This is a genomic window from Pseudorhodoplanes sp. (assembly GCF_050250235.1).
GTDB lineage: Bacteria > Pseudomonadota > Alphaproteobacteria > Rhizobiales > Xanthobacteraceae > Pseudorhodoplanes.
In genome coordinates this window covers 18,034-34,993 of the sequence record NZ_JBFWPA010000016.1, presented here as the reverse complement: position 1 = coordinate 34,993, position 16,960 = coordinate 18,034, and the positions used below count along the sequence as shown (strand labels likewise).

Genomic DNA, 16,960 nt, shown 5'->3' with positions numbered 1-16,960 from the left:
CGGTTTCCGAAGTTCGTGATATGTCGCGGCAATCTCTTGCGCGAACTTCGGAAACCAAAGGGCACTGGCAAGTCTTTGGTTCTAGTGCCGCTTTCGATTTGAAGTTCCTGACCGGAGCTTGCGGCAGGCGGTGCAGGAATTTCAAATCGGCGGCACTGGCATGGTGGACCGGCTGGTCATTACGGATATCGGGCATCGCGGTGACGGCGTGGCGTCGTCGCCGGGCGGACCGCTGTTCGTCCCATATACCCTGCCCGGAGAGACCGTCGATGCCGACGCGGTGCAGGGCCATCCGGACCGGCGGCATCTGTTGCGGGTGGTGTTGCCCTCGCCCGACCGCGTCGAGCCGTTCTGCGAACATTTCGGCGTTTGCGGCGGCTGCGCAATCCAGCATTGGGCGGAGCCGCATTATCGGGCCTGGAAGCGCGAACTCGTGGTCGCCGCCTTGCAACAGGCCGGCATCGATGCGCCAGTCGACGACCTGATCGATGCACATGGCGAGGGCCGCCGCCGCGCGGTGCTGCATGCCCGGCAAGGCACCAAGGAGATCGTCGAGGTCGGCTTCTCCGCGCTGCGCGCGCATACACTGGTGCCGATCGACCGCTGCCCGGTTCTGGCGCCGGCGATGGAAGGCGCGATCGACGCCGCCTGGGCAATCGCGGACGTGCTGGGCCCGCTGAAAAAGCCGCTCGATATTCATGTCACCGGGACGCTGAACGGCCTCGATATCGATGTACGCGGCTCCGGTCCCCTCGATGCGGCGCGCGCCTCCGCACTCGCCGGCGTCGCGGCATCGGGGCGGATCGCCCGGATCACCCGGCACGGCGACATGGTGGCACTCGTCGCTCCGCCCGTGGTCCGGATGGGCAAGGCGCAGGTGACGCTGCCGCCCGGGCCATTCCTGCAGGCCACGGCGCTCGGCGAGGAGACGCTTGCAGCGCTGGTGGTCGAGCATGCGGGTCGCGCCAAAACCGCGCTCGACCTGTTCTGCGGGCTTGGCCCGTTCTCGCTGCGGCTCGCCGAACGCAGCCGCGTCACCGCAATCGACAGCGACCCGATGGCCGTCGAAGCCCTGTCGCGCGCGGCACAGGCGACGCCCGGACTGAAACAGGTTACGGCGGTGAAGCGCGACCTGTTCCGGCTGCCGATGCCGGCGATAGAGCTTTCGGCATACGACGCGGTGATTTTCGATCCACCGCGGCAGGGCGCCGAGGCGCAGGCGCGCGAGATCGCAAGGAGCAGGGTCAAGAATGTGGTCGCGGTGTCGTGCAATGCCGCGACCTTCGCGCGCGACTCAGCGATCCTGATCGGCGGCGGCTACAAGCTGATGCGGGTCACGCCGGTCGATCAGTTCAAATACACCGCGCATGTGGAGATCGTGGCGCGTTTCGTGCGGTGAAGGATGCGAGCCACCCCACTTGCTCCGCTCATTCCCGCGAAGGCGGGATCCAGCACGAAAAGACTCTGGGTCCGCGCCTTCGCGAGGACGAGCGGCAGTAGGGTGTGCTGTGATTCAATATAACGTGCTGTGGCTCAATTCCCCCAGCGCTCCTGCCACAGCCGCTCGCCGACCGTGCAGGGCACGCGCGGATTGGCGGCCGCCGCCTTGATCACGCGGGTTTGCGGCGTCAGGGTTGCGATCTCCAGGACGAGCTTGGTGCGGATCGCCTCCACGAACCGGTCGCGGTCCTTGACCGGGATCACGAAGGCCGCGGGTCCGCCAATCACGCAATCCTCGTAATAGTCGTCGAGCAATTCGATATCCATGGTCGAATAGCTCGGCCGCTTCAGCATCACCGGCAGTCCGTTGATGGTGATGCCCTTCGACAGAACCTCGTCGCGCGCGATGGTGACGAGCTGGCCGCTGTTATTGGCACCGTCGCCGGAGATGTCGATGACGCGGCGAACGCCGCGCTGGCCACTGGTTTCGAACAAAGCCGCCCCATACAGCAGCGCCCCCGAGATCGAGGTGCGCGCGGCGCGGCGGATCGGCGCGGCCAATATCTCGCTTGCGACCGATCCCGCACTTTCCGGTCCTTCCACCACCCGCCATGGCACGACGACACGCTGCTCGGCGGCGCCGGCCCATTCGAAATAGGTGACCGCGACCTTGCCGTGGATGCCCTGCCGCAGGGCGTTGAGGAATTCCGGGGAAGTGAGCGCCTTTGCATAGCCCTCACGCTGCAGCGCCAGTTCTTCCATATCCATGGAATAGGAGATGTCGACCGCGAGGACGAGTTCGACATCGACGGTCGAGGATTGCTGACGATCCCCGCCGCGCGAGGCCGGCGCCGCCTCAAGTCTCTGGGCGATGAATGCGAAGCTGGATGCAACGATGCCGGCGGCCAAAGCCAGCATTGCGGTCACAGCCTGTCGGCGGCGCATCCAGATGTCCCCCTGCGCTTTCAGGCGCATGGTGCCATGCCGTGGAACGCCGGAAAAGTGTCCGTTCAGCCGTCAACAGATTCGGTGGACACAATCTCGATACCGAAGCCGCCGAGCCCCACGTAAGTGAATTTTTTCGAGGTTACGAGCCGGATCGAGCTGATCCCGAGATCCTTCAGGATCTGGGCGCCCAGCCCGATTTCGCGCCACTGCCGGATGCGGGCAGCCTCCGACTCGGTCTCGCCGTTGATCGGAATCGCTGTCACCGGCACGCCGGCGGTGCCGTCGCGCAGATAGACGATGACGCCGCTGCCCTCGTCCTTGAACCGCTGCAGCACCGCGTTGATGGTCCTGGCGCCGCCGAACACGTCGCCGATCACGTCGGCGCGGTGCAGACGGGTGAGGATTTCCTTGCCTTCGCCGAGACGGCCATAGACGAACGCCATGTGGTGGGTGGCGTCGAACGGCGTCACATAGGCGTAGCCATGCAAGGGTCCGATCGGCGACGCCACCGGAAATTCGCCGACGCGCTCGACCAGCTTCTCGCGCGCCTGGCGATAGGCAATCAGGTCGGCGATCGACAGCCGCTTCAGCCCGTGCGTCTCCGCGAACTCGGTCACCTGCCGGCCACGCATCACGGTGCCGTCGTCGTTCATCAGTTCGGATAGAACGCCGACTTCCGGCACCCCGGCCAGCTTGCAAAGATCGATGCAGGCTTCGGTATGCCCGGACCGCATCAGCACGCCGCCGTCGCGCGCGACCAGCGGAAACACATGCCCCGGCCTGACAAAGTCAGCCGCGCCGCTGTTGCCGTTGGCAAGCGCACGCACCGTGTTGGTCCGCTCCTCGGCCGAGATGCCGGTGGTCAGACCGTGCTTGACGTCGACCGAGACGGTGAAGGCGGTGCCGAGCGGGGCGTCGTTGCGCGATACCATCGGGTCCAGATGCAGCCGCTTGGCGTCATCCGACGACAGCGGCGCACAGACGATTCCCGAGGTATGGCGGATGATGAAACCCATCTTCTCGGGCGTACAGAGCGAGGCCGCGACGAACAGATCGCCCTCGTTCTCGCGGTCGTCGTCGTCGGTGACCACGATGATCTCGCCGCGCGCAAACGCCGCGATGGCCTGGTCGATGCGCTGGTGGGTTTCGAGCATGGGGGTCCTGTTAGCGAGCTGGCAGAGGAAACGGCCAGGACGGCCCCTCTCCCACCTGCCCGCGATGACGGAGATAGTGATCGGCAAGCACACATGCCATCATTGCTTCACCAACGGGGACCGCCCGGATACCCACGCAGGGGTCGTGGCGGCCCTTGGTCACAATGTCGGTGTCGCGGCCGTAGCGGTCGACGGTTTGCCGCGGCAGCAGGATCGAGGACGTGGGCTTGACCGCGAAACGCGCCACGATTGGCTGCCCGGTTGAAATTCCGCCCAGGATGCCGCCGGCGTGGTTGGACAGAAACACCGGCCTGCCGTCATTGCCCATCCGCATCTCGTCGGCATTGGCCTCGCCCGACAGGTCCGCCGCTGCGAAGCCGTCGCCGATTTCGACGCCCTTGACCGCGTTGATGCCCATGAAGGCAGCGGCAAGATCGGCATCCAGCTTGCCATAGACCGGCGCCCCGAGGCCCGCCGGCACGCCGTCGGCCACGATCTCGATCACGGCACCCACGGAGGAGCCCGCCTTGCGCACGCCGTCGAGATAGCTGGCCCACAATTCCGCGGTTCTCGCATCCGGGCAGAAGAACGGGTTGCGCGGCACCTCGTTCCAGTCCCAGCGCGTGCGATCGACCGCATGCGGCCCCATCCGCACCAGCGCCCCGCGCACCGTGAGACCCGGAGCCACCTTGCGCGCGATCGCTCCAGCCGCCACACGCGAGGCCGTTTCGCGTGCCGATGCGCGACCGCCGCCGCGATAATCGTGGAAGCCGTATTTCGCATCGTAGGGAAAGCCGGCATGCCCCGGGCGATACTTGTCCCTGATGTCGGAATAGTCCTTGGTGCGCTGGTCGACATTTTCGATCAGGAGCGCAATCGGCGTGCCGGTCGTCATCTCCGTGCCGGTCGCGTCATCCGTGAAGACACCTGACAGAATCCGGACGGTGTCGGGCTCCTGCCGCTGGGTGGTGAAGCGGGACTGACCGGGGCGCCTGCGGTCGAGGTCGGACTGAATCTCCTCCACGCGCAGCGGAATGCGCGGCGGACAGCCATCCACGACGCAGCCGATCGCCGGCCCGTGGCTCTCGCCAAACGTGGTCACGCGAAACAGGTGGCCGAAGGTATTGAACGACATGATGCTTTTTTCGATTCCGCGGTTTGGTAGCCCGCGTGGTCCCGAGGGTCAAATGAGCCCGAACCCGGCCGTCCCTGCGATTCGCGATCACGGACGCGGGACGCCCAGACGCCACCGCACTGCACCAAAAACCGGTGCCGCCATTAATGCGCATTCAGAGCCCTGAACGCGCATTAATGGCAAACTGAATACCCATTAAGTTACTGATTTTTCTACGTTTTTTTGATTTTTTCGTTTGCTGGACGGCTCGAAGTCTGCAATGAATTTCCGCGGTACGGAGGGGGCGCATCACGGGGCTCAAACCAGGTCCGCTCGCACCGGAATGACCGACCAACAAGGACACACACACATGCGCAAATTGATCGCCATTATTGCTGCGATCGGCTTCATTGGGTCGACGACCCTGTCGCCGGTGATCGCGGCTCAGGCGACGCCGAGCGTTGCGAAGAGCGACGAATTCTCGGCCGCCGCGAAGAAGAAGGGTAAGAAGGCGAAGAAGGCCAAGAAGGCCGAACTGATCGCGACCGACGTCTCCGCCGCCGCCAAGAAGAAGGGCAAGAAGGCGAAGAAGGCCAAGAAGGCCGAACTGATCGCGACCGACGTCTCCGCCGCTGCCAAGAAGAAGGGCAAGAAGGCGAAGAAGGCCAAGAAGGCCGAACTGATCGCGACCGACATCTCCGCCGCCGCCAAGAAGAAGGGCAAGAAGGCGAAGAAGGCCAAGAAGGCCGAACTGATCGCGACCGACATCTCCGCCGCCGCCAAGAAGAAGGGCAAGAAGGCGAAGAAGGCCAAGAAGGCCGACAACGTGATCCTGTACCGGATCGCAGCCTGATTGCAGACTGGAGCGCTCTAGCGCGAAAACGGCCGGACCTCGCGGTCCGGCCGTTTTGTTTTCTTGGAGCCCGGGTCCTGGACGGCGCCTGAAAGCTAGCCGCGCGCGCTAGTCTAAGGCTCGCCGACTGTCAGATCGGGCGCATCGGGATGCTTGATCCCGACGATATGATAGCCGGCATCGACATGATGGATTTCGCCGGTCACGCCCCGTGACAGGTCCGACAGGAAATACGCGGCTGCATCTCCGACCTCGTCCAGCGAGACATTTCGCCGAAGCGGCGTGTTGTATTCATTCCATTTCAGGATGTACCGGAAGTCGCCGATCCCGGACGCGGCCAGCGTCTTGATCGGGCCGGCTGAGACCGCGTTGACGCGAATATTCTTCACACCGAGATCGGCGGCGAGATAGCGTACCGAGGATTCGAGCGCGGCCTTGGCGAGACCCATGACGTTGTAATGCGGCATCCATTTTTCCGCGCCGTAATAGGTCAGCGTCAGCATCGATCCGCCATTCGTCATCAGCTTCTCCGCGCGCTGCGCGATTGCCGTGAACGAATAGCAGGAGATCAGCATGGTCTTGACGAAATTGTCCTCCGTGGTGTCGACGTAACGCCCATCGAGCTGGTCCTTGTCGGAGAAGGCGATGGCATGAACCACGAAGTCGAGCGAGCCCCAGGCGGTACGGACCGCATCGAAGGCCGCATCGATGGTTTTCGGCTCCGAGACGTCGCAATGGCCGACCACGATGCCGTCAACCTCCTCCGCGAGCGGCTCCACGCGCTTCTTCAGTGCGTCGCCCTGGTAGGTGAAGGCGAGATCCGCTCCATGATTGCGGCATGCCCGGGCTATGCCCCAGGCGATCGAACGGTTGTTGGCAACCCCCATGATCAGGCCGCGCTTGCCGCGCATGAGGCCAGAAGCGTCCGCCATCGCAATTCCTTTTCAAGGCGCTCCGGTGCCCCGGTTCCGGCGCTTGCACCCCTTGCGGCAAGTGCTCCTGCAAGCGTCGGAACCGACGGACACCAGCTACGGCAGGTCCGGTGCAGCCCTGGATCTGACGTCCCGATTGCCTCGCGGCGATCCCGGCGGGAACGTCAAATCTGCCGCACTTGTGCGCCACCTTGTGGCATAGGGTATTGTGGCCTTCAAGAAGAGGGCCAATCCGCGAAAACCGCGACATTTTCGGAATATTGAATATCCGAAGGGTGTTTGCCTGATGGTGACGGCAGCCCTGGACCGTTGGCGAGCCCAGAACCCGATCACAGGGACAGCGATTGAAGATGAGCAGCTTTCGTCAGGATGTGGAAGCCAATGTACCGGCGCTCCGGCGCTATGCCCGGGCCCTCACCCGCGACGGAGAACTCGCCGATGATCTGGTTCAGGATACGCTGGTTCGCGCGCTGCGCTCCGAGCACCTGTTCCATGGCGGCGAAATCCGCTCATGGCTGTTTACGATTCTGACCAATCTGAACCGCAACCGGTTGCGCTCGCTGGCGCGGCGTCCGCTCACCGCAACACTCGACGACAACGATGCGCCCGATTCGGCCGGACCCGAAGCCGGAGGGCGCGATATTTCGCGCGCGCTCGATCTTCTGGTCGACGATCAGAAGCAGGCGCTGCTGCTGGTGGTACTTGAGGGCCTGTCCTACCGCGAGGTCGCGGACGTCCAGGGCGTGCCGATCGGCACGGTGATGTCGCGGCTCGCGCGCGCGCGCGCGCAGATCAAGGCCTATCTCGACGGCGAGCGCCCGGCGCTGCGCCGCGTGAAATAGAGGTTCAGCGATGGTCGATCGGATATCGCCCGTGACCGAAGACGAACTGCACGCCTATGTCGATGGCGAGTTGCCGCGCGACCGCAGCATTGCGGTCGAGGAATGGCTTGCTTCCCATCCGGACGACGCCTCACGCGTAGCAACGTGGCGCCTGCAGGCCGACGCGATCCGCGCGCGTTTCAACAATACTGCGAACGAAGCGATTCCATCTCGTCTCAAGATCGAGGCCTTGCTGCGGTCTGGCCGCAACTGGCGCACGATCGCGGCCGCTTTGGCGGCGCTCGCCTTTCTGGTCGGCGGTGTTGCGGGCTGGATGGCGCGCAGCACCACCGAAGTCGTGGCCGCGATCGGCGATCCGGCGGACGATCTCGCGCAGCGCGCACTTGCCGCGCACAAGCTCTACATCGGCGAAATCCGCCATCCCGTCGAAGTCGGCGCGAGCGAGGCCCACCTGACGCCCTGGCTGTCGCGGCGGCTCGGCACCACGCTGCGGCTGCCGGACTTTTCCGCTTTCGATCTGAAGCTGATGGGGGGACGCCTGCTGCCGGGTAACAGCGATCCGGCCGCATTGCTCATGTACGAGAACAGCGCTGGCGATCGCATCACGTTCTATATCTCGAAGCTGCAGCAACCGCAGATGGCCTTCCGGTATTACACGTCGGACAATGTCGCGGCGATCCGCTGGGTGGTCAGCGATTACGGCTATGTGGTTGCGGGTCCCGCCGACAAGATGAAGCTGAAGGAGCTGGCGCGTGCCGCCTTCGAGCAGCTCGAAAACCGTGCGCCACCGCCGCATCCCAGCCGCTCCTCGGCCGAACCGGTGGTCAGCCGGCACGGCGGTTGAGTTGGCGGCACCGGCGAGCCGTCACCCGAGATTTTTGCGCGGATCGTAGGGCTTGTCGTCCCTCCACCTGCGCATCAGCTCGTCGAGCTCGCTGTCGATGGTGTCGGGCAACACGATGCGGACCGTGGCCAGAAGATCACCCTGGCCGGCCTTGTCGGGGAGGCCCTTGCCCTTGAGGCGGAAGGTCCGCCCGCCACTGGTATTGGCCGGAATATTCAGTTCCACCGCGCCATCCAGCGTCGGCACGCGCACCTTGCCGCCGAGAACCGCTTCGTAAAGGGTGATTGGCAGTTCCAGCCGGATGTTGGCGCCATCGCGTTCGAAATACGGGTGCTTTGCGATGTGCACGGTGACGATCGCGTCGCCCGGCGCTCCGCCATCGGAAAAACCCTGCCCCTTCAGCCGGATCTGCTGGCCATCGGACAGGCCGGCCGGAATCTTGACGTCGACCTCCTTGCCGGTCGGCAGATAGACGCGGCGGGAGCCGCCATGGGCGAGATCGGACAGGGTGATCGTGGTGGACGCCACGGCATCGCGGCCGGGAGGCGGCGCAAACTCCTCGGGCTCGAAGCTGCGGCCGCCGCCGCGCCGCGCGCGGCCGCCCATCATGTCTTTGAGGATATCATCGATGCCGCCGAAGCCGCCGCCGGCGCGGCCCGAGCGCTGGGCGCCCTGCGGCCCCCAGGTAAAGGTTTCGAAATGAACGTCGGGACCCGCGCCCGCGCCAAATCCGCCGCCGGGATGCGCGCCTTCGAAGCCCTGGAAGCCCTGGAAACGCGGCTTGCCGTCGGCATCGATCTCGCCGGCATCGAATTGCTTGCGCTTGGCTTCGTCGCCCAGAATTTCATAGGCGCTGTTCGCCTCGGCGAATTTATCCGCGGCCTTCGGATCATCCTTGTTCGCATCCGGATGGTGCTTTTTGGCAAGCTTTCGAAAGGCTGACTTTATCTGGCCAGCCGCAGCCCCCCGCGGCACCCCCAGGACCTCATAGGGGTCGCGCATGTCGAGACAAACTCCCTTCGGCAGATGCCGGGCCGGGCCCGGCAGGTGATTGCGCCATTATCTGGGACTGTAATCCGGGATTCGCAACGCCGGGGAAGCATTCCGGCAGGATTCAGGCAAGGTTTCGGGAGCGACCGGCGATTGTCGGGCCACCGTCCCAAGCTGCACGCGTCACGAGCGGCGCCACGCCTTCAATCTGCGGACCTCCCATTGCCCCTTGTCGACGCGGCACGCTTCGCCCTGCATCCATGCTTCCGAGCCGGCGGCGACGTAGCTTGCGATGAAGTCGCGGCAGATCTCTCCCTCGATCCGATAGGCCGACGCAACCGGGATGACCGTACCGCGGGCGCCGGAGGCCGGGTTTTGCCATGGCAGGCTCGCGTCCCGCGTGTTGCGGTTCATGATTTCGGCAGCCGCCAGCTTGGCATAGGCGAGATCGGACGCTGGCGGCAGCCCGGTCCCTTCCGGCGAAGGCGGGGTGAGGATCGAGCCGGTGTGTGACGACTGGTCATCGTCCTTGCCGGCGGTTCCGTCGAGCTTCACATGGGTGCTGCATCCGCAGGCTGCACAGGCCGCGGCAAAGACACCGACGCTCAGCAGCATTCGGCATAGGCGCGCGGTGAACGCTCGCCTATATACGGGCTGCCGGACGGCTGAAGATGGGCCGGCCACTCGGTGCTCCACGGAATGACAGACACACCTGCCATTGAACATCCGGACCCGTTAAGGAACGGTGATTTCACGGAAAGCGCCGAACCCTTCGCGCTGTTTTCGCGCTGGATGGATGACGCGTCGCGGACCGAGCCTTCCGATCCCAATGCCATGGCGCTTGCGACCGCGGGTGCGGATGGCTTCCCGGATGTGCGGATGGTGCTGCTGAAGGGCTTTGACGAGAGCGGTTTCGTCTTCTTTACCAATCTCGACAGCGCCAAGGCGCGCGAATTGCGCGAGCGCCCCCAGGCAGCCTTGGCCTTTCACTGGAAATCGCTGCGGCGGCAGGTCCGCATTCGCGGCACCGTATCTGCGGTGTCCGATGCGGAGGCCGATGCCTATTTTGCGACGCGGCCGCGGCTGGCGCAGATCGGCGCCTGGGCGAGCAGGCAGTCTGCGCCACTCGAAAGCCGCCTGGCCTTCGAAAAGGCAGTGGCCGGCGTCACTGCGCGCCATCCGCTTGGAACGATTCCGAGGCCGCCCTTCTGGTCGGGCTTTCGGGTGGCGCCGGTATCGATAGAATTCTGGCATGATCGCCCCTTCCGCCTACACGACCGGATCGTGTTCGCCCGCGCCGAACCGGATGGGCCCTGGGTCAAGACACGGCTTTATCCGTGAATCCGCATCGCGAATGCGCAGCATCAGGATTTGCATATGCCATCGCCAGACCATAACGGCCCGCGGCGCACGCTGCTGCTGACCGGCGCCAGCCGAGGCATCGGGCATGCGACCGTCAAGCGCTTCTCCGCGGCAGGATGGCGCGTCATCACCTGCTCACGGCACGGCTTTCCGGAGAATTGCCCCTGGGAGGCCGGGCCGGAAGACCACATCCAGGTTGATCTCGCCGATCCGGCCAATACCGAAGAGGCGATTGCCGAGATCAAGAACCGGCTGCCGGACGGCAAGCTGCACGCGCTCGTCAACAATGCCGCGATTTCGCCCAAGGCGGCCGGCGGCACGCGGCTGAGCGCGATCGCGACAGAGGTCAAGACCTGGCAGCACGTGTTCCAGGTCAACTTCTTTGCGCCGATCATGCTGGCGCGCGGGCTGATGGAGGAATTGAAGGCCACCCATGGTTCGGTGGTCAATGTGACCTCGATCGCGGGCTCGCGCGTTCACCCGTTCGCGGGCGCCGCCTATGCGACGTCGAAGGCCGCGCTTGCGGCGCTGACCCGCGAAATGGCCGCCGATTTCGGACCGCTCGGCATCCGCGTCAATGCCATCGCGCCGGGCGAGATCGACACCTCGATCCTGTCGCCGGGTACCGACAAGATTGTCGAGCAGCAGATCCCGATGCACCGGCTCGGCACGCCCGATGAAGTGGCGAAGATCGTCTATGTGCTGTGCACCGAAACGTCGTCCTATGTGCACGGCGCCGAAATTCACATCAACGGCGGCCAGCACGTCTAGAATTTCGACTGGCGGGGCTACGGCCTGCGCACATGGCGCGAGGACGTGCGCCGCGATGCAGCCCTCATCACAGCCATTTCTTCCACTTAAAATACAGATATGGCAGGATCGCCGATACCACCATGGTGATCAATGCGACCGGATATCCCGCCACATAATCCAGTTCCGGCATGTGCTTGAAATTCATGCCGTAGACCGTGCCGACCAGCGTCGGCGGCATCAGCACGACCGCGACCACCGAAAACAGCTTGATGATGTTGTTCTGCTCGATGCTGACCAGACCGAGCATGGCGTCGAGCAGGAAGGTGATATTGTTGGTCTGGTAGGTGCTGTGATCCGAAAGCGACTGCACGTCGCGCTGCATGGTCTTAAGCTGCGCGCGCATCTCCTTCGGCCAGCGGGACGTCTCGTCCTGATTGGCGAGAAACAGCACGAGCCGTCCGATCGAAACCAGGCTGTCGCGCACTTTCGACGTCAGGTCGCCCTTGCGACCGAGCGTGAACAGGATGCCCTGATAGACCCGCGACGAACCGCCCCGGCTTCGTCGCTGGTCGAATACCTTGCGCGAGACCTGGTCAACCTCCGTCCCGATCCGTTCCAGAATATCCGCATTGCGGTCGATCACCGCGTCGAGAAGGTCCATCAGGATCGTCTGCCCCGTCACGTTGGCGGGGCAGAAGCGGCCAAGCTTGTGCCGCGTCATCGCGAACGGCCGAGGCTCATCGTAGCGGACCGTCACCAGACGCGCGCCGGCGAGGATGAAGGACACCGCCGTCGTGACCGGTGACGGGGTGTCGGACTGCGACATCAGCGTCGCGGTCATGTAGCGCGCGCCGTTCTCCACATAGAGGCGGCTGGAAATCTCGATTTCCTGCATCTCCTCGCGGGTCGGGACGCCGACGCCCACCCGATGCTCGACCAGCCTGTCTTCTTCCAGCGTCGGATTGAACAGATCGAGCCAGACCGCCGATTCTGGAATTTCTTCTCCGGCCTCGAGCGGTTGCGACTCCAGCGTGGTACCACGCGGGATATAGACGGTGAGCATGACGCCCTCTGCGGATGCGGCTCAAGCCGGAGCCGCGCAGTCATGACCTTGGCCCGTCGGTTCTTGCAAGAGATAAGTTGGCGTCCCGCGCGATGCGCCAAGTCCGTGGGTGCGCCAGGTCCGTGTCAGGCGGCGCGTCCCTTGCGCCTTTCCGCCGCGTCGGAATCTGCAGTTTCCGATGCTGCCGTCCTGGTCTCGCCACCATAGGGCAAGGCTGCGACAAGCGCAGAGATGGCGATCCTGCCGTAGCGGCGGCCGAGATCCTGTTCAGACCTCCGGCTTTCGATGCTGTCGCCGGATGTCGTGGTGGTGGTCATGGTTTCCTCCTGCCGGTCATTTTTCGTCCCGATCGGACCTTGCCTGGACGATGCGGACCCAGTGGGGCGGAATTGGGCGGGGAATGGTAAGACTTGAAGGCATGTCCGTCACAAAGCCGTGTCGCCATGCGCGGCGGTGTCGCATCTCGGCGGGCAGCGCTTGTGCGGTCCGCACGGTAAACGCTCGCTTAACGGCTTGGTGCGATGCTTTGATCGCGTTTCGGCGGGTGATGTCTGACACTCGCCCGCCGCTTGCGTAGCTTGCGGCTTTCCGGCAACACGTTCACAGGACTGGCCGGAGGTTCGGGTCGTTGCGCTGGAAGGCGGGCGTTTTTCGGCTATGGTCGGCTGGAATTTTCGCCGGGTGCGGCGCAATAATGGGGAATGTGGTTGATGCGCCTGATCGCGCTTCTGCTGATCGGAATCGGTTTGTCGGGTTGCGTCACCTCCACCGCGACCTACGAACCCGCGTCCGAAGCCAACCTGAAACCGCGGGACCGCGAATTGCTGTCCAAGGTTCCCTATGCGAAGGCAACCATCCCGGAACCGTACCGCCGACACATCGTGCAGTATCACCGCAAGGAAGCGCCGGGTTCAATCGTGGTCGATGCCGATTCGCGCTTTCTCTACTACGTGCTGCCGGAAGGAAAGGCGATCCGTTACGGCATTACCGTCGGCGAAGACGCATTGGCCTTCTCCGGCATCGCCAAGGTGCAGCGCAAGGCGGAATGGCCGACCTGGACGCCAACGCAGGCGATCAAGGAACGGCTTGGGCCCAGCATTCCGAATCAGGTGACGCCCGGGCCTCACAACCCGCTCGGCGCCCGCGCGCTTTATCTGTATGCCGGCGGCAAGGACACGCTGTATCGCATTCACGGAACCAACCAGCCGGAATATATCGGCTCGGCCGTATCCTCGGGCTGCATCCGCATGACCAACGAGGACGTGATCGATCTGTACAACAAGACCAAGGAAGGCACGGTTGTCGTCGTGCTTGCGCCCAAGCAGGGCGATTCGCCGACCAACCCGCAAGTCGCCGCCCGGATGCCCGATCGCCTCCTGCCGTTCTGATCGGCGGATTTCAAAAACGGATTTGAAAAGCGGGCGGCGCCGTTGTCGTCTGTCGGCTACGCGGCAAGCTCGACATGGACGATTTCGGGCGGAACCCCGACGCGCAACGGCACGACGCTGGTCCCCAGACCACCGGACACGATCAGGTCGCGCCCGCCTTCCACAATATGCCCATACGCAAAGCGCGCTCCGTATTGTGAGGGCACGAAGGCCGGCCAAACCAGCGGCAGCCGGACCTGCCCGCCATGGGTATGGCCCGCCAGTGTCAGCGAGACGCGCTCGGGCACCGACGTGAAGATGTCGGGCTCATGCGCCATCAGGATGACCGGGTCGTCGGTCGTGATGCGCGCCATCGTCCCGGCCAGATCGTCGGCGCCGCGAAACCGGCCGTGTCCGAGCGGGACGGCAAGCTGGTCGCCTAGCCCGGCAAGCCAGAACCGCGCTCCGGCCTCACCGAGCAGAACGGCATCGTTCTCCATCAGCGGGATGCGCGCCCCGGCAAGTGCAGCGCGGATATCGGCCTGATGGAACCACCAGTCGTGGTTGCCCAGAATCGCATGCACGCCGAGCGGTGCCTTCAGACGCATCAGTTCGGCGGCCCAGACCGGGGCGGCGACCGGCTCAGTCACGAATCGATGGGTCGCGACGAAATCCCCAAGCAGCAGCACGATGTCCGATTGCAGCGCGTTCGAGGCATCGACGATGTCGCGAATGCGGGCGAGCCCCATATTCGGGCCGCCGGCATGCAGATCCGCAATCACGGTGATGGTGAGGCGCTGCCCCGCCGGCCAGCCGCGCGGGCGAAGCTTGTAGCGCGTCACGTCCAGCATCGAGGCCGCCTCGACGCCGGCATAGCCGGCAAATGCCGGCCCCGACAGCGCGGCAAGCCCCAATCCGCCGAGCAGCAGCGAGCGGCGGCTGAAGGCCACCGTCCGACGCGGCGGTTGGACGGCAATCAGATCGGCGGGGCGGACAGGTTTCATGGCAACGCATCTACGGACTGGCGGTGAAGGGACCGTTCACGCGACCACAGAAAAAGCCGATCCAGGCCGCGGGAAGCACCCTAAGGGGCCTCGACCGGCCTTGGCCGCGGCAACGGAACTTCGGCGGCGCTGTCCAGAACATTCCACTGGCAAAGCCGGTAACCACCCCTTCGTTCGGCAAGGTCCACATGAATATGGGTCTCGTGATAGCCGTCGGAACCCGGACCCAGAACTGTGGTAAATCGCGCGCATACGGTCCTGCGGAGCGACTCTCGGAACCCGCGGTCCAGCGTGCGGCTGGTGAACTCGGCAAAGCGGCCATTGGCCAGACGCACACCGCGCATGTCGATGGCGTTGGCGAACCCGTGCTCGCTGATCTTCGCACCCGCAACCCGGTTGCGCCCGCGGCAATCATAGGATGCATAATTGTCCAGCGAGCGCGGGGCCGAACCAAGCTGCGCGACGGCTGCGGTCAGGTCTTCGCGAACCCAGTTCGCCAGCGCTTCCGCCATCGCGCATCGCACCGTTGCCGGCGGCGCGACCGCAACCTTCGACCCGTCGGCCTGGATGATCGCTCCGAGCCGCACCACATCGCTCGCTCCGCAATCGCCGGGACCGCCGATCGGTGGAAGCGGCTCAAGGACGGCGATCCTGTCCGCAACCCGAAGCTGACAGGCCGACGGCTCAGCGGCCTCACCGCTCGCGGAAGGAGCCGCAGGCTTTGCGTCGGGCGCCGCCGCAAACACCTCCGCGCGTACCGGCGCGGCGCGGCGGCGCAGGGTGTCCGGTTGCGTCATCGCTGAAGGCACGATTTCGGGCTTCGGCTTGCCCGGACGATCGGTCGGCGGTCGTGCCGGCTCGCGGCTGAAATGATTCGGTTTCGTGCGCGCATCGCCGGCCGCAGACGACAGTTGCGCCTGCGCCTCATGCGCAAGCGACACCAGCAACGTCATGGCGAGAATCGGATGAAAACGGTTCACGACTGCGGATGTCCGGGCCGATTGCGGCATTTGTGCGGGACCGGTGTCGCGAAGGCAACGTTCCTCGCGCGCGACTGTGATAGCGTCGGCACAACGCAGGTTCCGGAATGGGCATGTGACTTATGACGTGATCGTGGTCGGGCTCGGCGCGATGGGAAGCGCGGCGCTCTACCACCTGGCGCGACGCAATGTCCGCGCGGTCGGCCTCGAACGCTTCGAACCAGGGCACGAGCGCGGTTCCTCGCATGGCCGCACGCGCATCATCCGGCACGGCTATTTCGAGCATCCGTCCTATGTGCCGCTGGTGCGCCGTGCCGCGGCGATGTGGCGCGAGCTTGAAACCGCATCCGGCCGTCCGCTGATGACGGTCACCGGCATCGTCGAGATCGGGCGGCCGGATTCGATACTGGTGACGGGCACGCTGGCTGCCGCGCGCGAGCATCACCTGCTGCATCAGGTCGTTACCGCGCATGAACTGATGCGGCGCTACCCGGCGTTCCGGCTGCCACAGGATAATGTCGCCGTCATCCAGCCGGATGGCGGCTTCGTGGAGGCGGAAGCCGGCATTCGCGCGCATCTGCGCCTCGCCGTCGCCGCCGGCGCGGACATCCGAACCGGCGAGCGCGTGGTTTCGATCGAGCAGCATGGCGAGCAGGTCACGGTACGCACCGAGCGGGCAAGCTATGATGCCGGCAGCGTGATCGTTGCGGCCGGGCCATGGACGGCATCGCTTTTTCCCGATTTGGCGCTGCCAATCCAGGTGACCCGGCAGGTGCTGCTGTGGGTTCGTCCCGGACAGCCGGAACTGTTCCGGCCGGGCTGGTTCCCGGTCTTCATGATCGAAAGCGATCACGGCATCCATTACGGCTTTCCGCTGCAGGATGACGGCTTGCTGAAAGTCGCAAAGCACCATCACGCAGCCGAAGTGATCGATCCGGAGCACCACCAGCGGCTTGTCGGTGCCGACGACGAGACGCTGATCACCGGTCCGCTGTTCCGGATGCTGCCGGCCGCCGCGGGGCCGGTGATCTCGGCCAAGACCTGCCTCTACACCATGACGCCCGACGGCGATTTCGTGATCGACCGCCTGCCCGGCCGCGAGCGCATTGTGCTCGCCTCACCCTGCTCCGGCCACGGCTTCAAGTTTGCGCCCGTCATCGGCCTGGCGCTTGCCGACCTGGCGCTGAACGGCCGAACGACAGTGGATATTCGCAGGTTCCGGCTGGCGCGGTTCTCCTGAACCCCACTTCCCGTCATGCCGGCGGGCCAGTAATCTTGCCATCGCCGCAACGGCAACAACAACAAGAACGCTCC

Annotated in this window: 18 protein-coding genes; 8 read left to right on the top strand and 10 right to left on the bottom strand. The window is 64.7% G+C overall.

Annotated elements, in window-relative coordinates:
• Window positions 1-160 precede the first annotated feature (160 nt).
• Window positions 161-1,399: a class I SAM-dependent RNA methyltransferase gene (locus tag AB7F49_RS09935; protein WP_428521894.1), complete on the top strand. Its 1,239-nt coding sequence runs from the start codon at window positions 161-163 to the stop codon at window positions 1,397-1,399.
• Window positions 1,400-1,533: 134 nt separating this feature from the next.
• On the opposite strand, the gene AB7F49_RS09930 is transcribed toward AB7F49_RS09935, so the two are convergent.
• The 3 genes from AB7F49_RS09930 to aroC are packed head-to-tail and all read right to left on the bottom strand — an operon-like array spanning window position 1,534 to window position 4,677.
• Window positions 1,534-2,415 carry a DUF1194 domain-containing protein gene (locus AB7F49_RS09930; RefSeq protein WP_428521802.1) on the bottom strand — a complete coding sequence of 294 codons (882 nt, stop codon included), beginning with the start codon at window positions 2,413-2,415 and terminating at the stop codon, window positions 1,534-1,536.
• A 35-nt stretch (window positions 2,416-2,450) separates the two neighbouring features.
• A complete protein-coding gene (ribB, locus tag AB7F49_RS09925; protein WP_428521800.1) occupies window positions 2,451-3,542 on the bottom strand; it encodes a 3,4-dihydroxy-2-butanone-4-phosphate synthase in 1,092 nt (363 codons plus the stop codon).
• A gap of 10 nt (window positions 3,543-3,552) precedes the next feature.
• A complete protein-coding gene (gene aroC, locus AB7F49_RS09920) occupies window positions 3,553-4,677 on the bottom strand; it encodes a chorismate synthase (RefSeq protein WP_428521798.1) in 1,125 nt (374 codons plus the stop codon).
• A gap of 349 nt (window positions 4,678-5,026) precedes the next feature.
• Between aroC and AB7F49_RS09915 the strand changes: the two genes are divergently transcribed.
• Complete coding sequence (locus AB7F49_RS09915; RefSeq protein WP_428521796.1) at window positions 5,027-5,509, top strand: hypothetical protein; 483 nt, start codon at window positions 5,027-5,029, stop codon at window positions 5,507-5,509.
• A 113-nt stretch (window positions 5,510-5,622) separates the two neighbouring features.
• On the opposite strand, the gene fabI is transcribed toward AB7F49_RS09915, so the two are convergent.
• On the bottom strand, window positions 5,623-6,441 hold the full coding sequence (gene fabI, locus AB7F49_RS09910) for an enoyl-ACP reductase FabI (protein WP_428521794.1): 819 nt from the start codon (window positions 6,439-6,441) through the stop codon (window positions 5,623-5,625).
• Window positions 6,442-6,791: 350 nt separating this feature from the next.
• Between fabI and AB7F49_RS09905 the strand changes: the two genes are divergently transcribed.
• Both AB7F49_RS09905 and AB7F49_RS09900 read left to right on the top strand, forming a co-directional pair.
• Entirely contained in the window at window positions 6,792-7,283 is a 492-nt protein-coding gene (locus AB7F49_RS09905; RefSeq protein ID WP_428521792.1) for a sigma-70 family RNA polymerase sigma factor, read from the top strand.
• Window positions 7,284-7,314: 31 nt separating this feature from the next.
• Window positions 7,315-8,127 carry an anti-sigma factor family protein gene (locus AB7F49_RS09900; protein WP_428521790.1) on the top strand — a complete coding sequence of 271 codons (813 nt, stop codon included), beginning with the start codon at window positions 7,315-7,317 and terminating at the stop codon, window positions 8,125-8,127.
• A gap of 21 nt (window positions 8,128-8,148) precedes the next feature.
• On the opposite strand, the gene AB7F49_RS09895 is transcribed toward AB7F49_RS09900, so the two are convergent.
• Entirely contained in the window at window positions 8,149-9,129 is a 981-nt protein-coding gene (locus AB7F49_RS09895; protein WP_428521788.1) for a DnaJ C-terminal domain-containing protein, read from the bottom strand.
• A gap of 171 nt (window positions 9,130-9,300) precedes the next feature.
• Entirely contained in the window at window positions 9,301-9,732 is a 432-nt protein-coding gene (locus tag AB7F49_RS09890; RefSeq protein ID WP_428521786.1) for an RT0821/Lpp0805 family surface protein, read from the bottom strand.
• An 84-nt stretch (window positions 9,733-9,816) separates the two neighbouring features.
• Between AB7F49_RS09890 and pdxH the strand changes: the two genes are divergently transcribed.
• Window positions 9,817-10,458 carry a pyridoxamine 5'-phosphate oxidase gene (pdxH, locus tag AB7F49_RS09885; RefSeq protein WP_428521784.1) on the top strand — a complete coding sequence of 214 codons (642 nt, stop codon included), beginning with the start codon at window positions 9,817-9,819 and terminating at the stop codon, window positions 10,456-10,458.
• 36 nt (window positions 10,459-10,494) lie between these two features.
• Window positions 10,495-11,250 (top strand): SDR family NAD(P)-dependent oxidoreductase, encoded by a 756-nt coding sequence (locus AB7F49_RS09880; RefSeq protein ID WP_428521782.1) that lies wholly within the window; start codon window positions 10,495-10,497, stop codon window positions 11,248-11,250.
• 67 nt (window positions 11,251-11,317) lie between these two features.
• Here AB7F49_RS09880 and AB7F49_RS09875 read toward each other — a convergent pair whose 3' ends face one another.
• Both AB7F49_RS09875 and AB7F49_RS09870 read right to left on the bottom strand, forming a co-directional pair.
• Window positions 11,318-12,295: a magnesium transporter CorA family protein gene (locus AB7F49_RS09875; RefSeq protein ID WP_428521780.1), complete on the bottom strand. Its 978-nt coding sequence runs from the start codon at window positions 12,293-12,295 to the stop codon at window positions 11,318-11,320.
• A 125-nt stretch (window positions 12,296-12,420) separates the two neighbouring features.
• Window positions 12,421-12,612, bottom strand: coding sequence for a hypothetical protein (locus AB7F49_RS09870; RefSeq protein WP_428521778.1), 192 nt, complete (start codon window positions 12,610-12,612; stop codon window positions 12,421-12,423).
• 393 nt (window positions 12,613-13,005) lie between these two features.
• On the opposite strand from AB7F49_RS09870, the gene AB7F49_RS09865 reads away from it, so the two are divergent.
• Entirely contained in the window at window positions 13,006-13,683 is a 678-nt protein-coding gene (locus AB7F49_RS09865; RefSeq protein WP_428521776.1) for a L,D-transpeptidase, read from the top strand.
• Between the two features lie 56 nt (window positions 13,684-13,739).
• On the opposite strand, the gene AB7F49_RS09860 is transcribed toward AB7F49_RS09865, so the two are convergent.
• Both AB7F49_RS09860 and AB7F49_RS09855 read right to left on the bottom strand, forming a co-directional pair.
• Entirely contained in the window at window positions 13,740-14,666 is a 927-nt protein-coding gene (locus AB7F49_RS09860; RefSeq protein ID WP_428521774.1) for a metallophosphoesterase, read from the bottom strand.
• A gap of 80 nt (window positions 14,667-14,746) precedes the next feature.
• Window positions 14,747-15,646 (bottom strand): extensin family protein, encoded by a 900-nt coding sequence (locus AB7F49_RS09855; protein ID WP_428521772.1) that lies wholly within the window; start codon window positions 15,644-15,646, stop codon window positions 14,747-14,749.
• 115 nt (window positions 15,647-15,761) lie between these two features.
• Between AB7F49_RS09855 and solA the strand changes: the two genes are divergently transcribed.
• Window positions 15,762-16,886, top strand: coding sequence for an N-methyl-L-tryptophan oxidase (gene solA / locus AB7F49_RS09850; protein WP_428521770.1), 1,125 nt, complete (start codon window positions 15,762-15,764; stop codon window positions 16,884-16,886).
• Window positions 16,887-16,960 lie beyond the last annotated feature (74 nt).

Coding starts and splice junctions, on each gene's coding strand:
- AB7F49_RS09875 (WP_428521780.1), bottom strand. CDS start 12,295: ATGCTCACCGTCTATATCCCGCGTGGTACCACGCTGGAGTCGCAACCG.
- AB7F49_RS09905 (WP_428521792.1), top strand. CDS start 6,792: ATGAGCAGCTTTCGTCAGGATGTGGAAGCCAATGTACCGGCGCTCCGG.
- AB7F49_RS09930 (WP_428521802.1), bottom strand. CDS start 2,415: ATGCGCCTGAAAGCGCAGGGGGACATCTGGATGCGCCGCCGACAGGCT.
- AB7F49_RS09935 (WP_428521894.1), top strand. CDS start 161: ATGGTGGACCGGCTGGTCATTACGGATATCGGGCATCGCGGTGACGGC.
- AB7F49_RS09890 (WP_428521786.1), bottom strand. CDS start 9,732: ATGCTGCTGAGCGTCGGTGTCTTTGCCGCGGCCTGTGCAGCCTGCGGA.
- AB7F49_RS09860 (WP_428521774.1), bottom strand. CDS start 14,666: ATGAAACCTGTCCGCCCCGCCGATCTGATTGCCGTCCAACCGCCGCGT.
- AB7F49_RS09880 (WP_428521782.1), top strand. CDS start 10,495: ATGCCATCGCCAGACCATAACGGCCCGCGGCGCACGCTGCTGCTGACC.
- AB7F49_RS09915 (WP_428521796.1), top strand. CDS start 5,027: ATGCGCAAATTGATCGCCATTATTGCTGCGATCGGCTTCATTGGGTCG.
- fabI (WP_428521794.1), bottom strand. CDS start 6,441: ATGGCGGACGCTTCTGGCCTCATGCGCGGCAAGCGCGGCCTGATCATG.
- pdxH (WP_428521784.1), top strand. CDS start 9,817: ATGACAGACACACCTGCCATTGAACATCCGGACCCGTTAAGGAACGGT.
- ribB (WP_428521800.1), bottom strand. CDS start 3,542: ATGCTCGAAACCCACCAGCGCATCGACCAGGCCATCGCGGCGTTTGCG.
- AB7F49_RS09870 (WP_428521778.1), bottom strand. CDS start 12,612: ATGACCACCACCACGACATCCGGCGACAGCATCGAAAGCCGGAGGTCT.
- AB7F49_RS09865 (WP_428521776.1), top strand. CDS start 13,006: ATGCGCCTGATCGCGCTTCTGCTGATCGGAATCGGTTTGTCGGGTTGC.
- AB7F49_RS09895 (WP_428521788.1), bottom strand. CDS start 9,129: ATGCGCGACCCCTATGAGGTCCTGGGGGTGCCGCGGGGGGCTGCGGCT.
- aroC (WP_428521798.1), bottom strand. CDS start 4,677: ATGTCGTTCAATACCTTCGGCCACCTGTTTCGCGTGACCACGTTTGGC.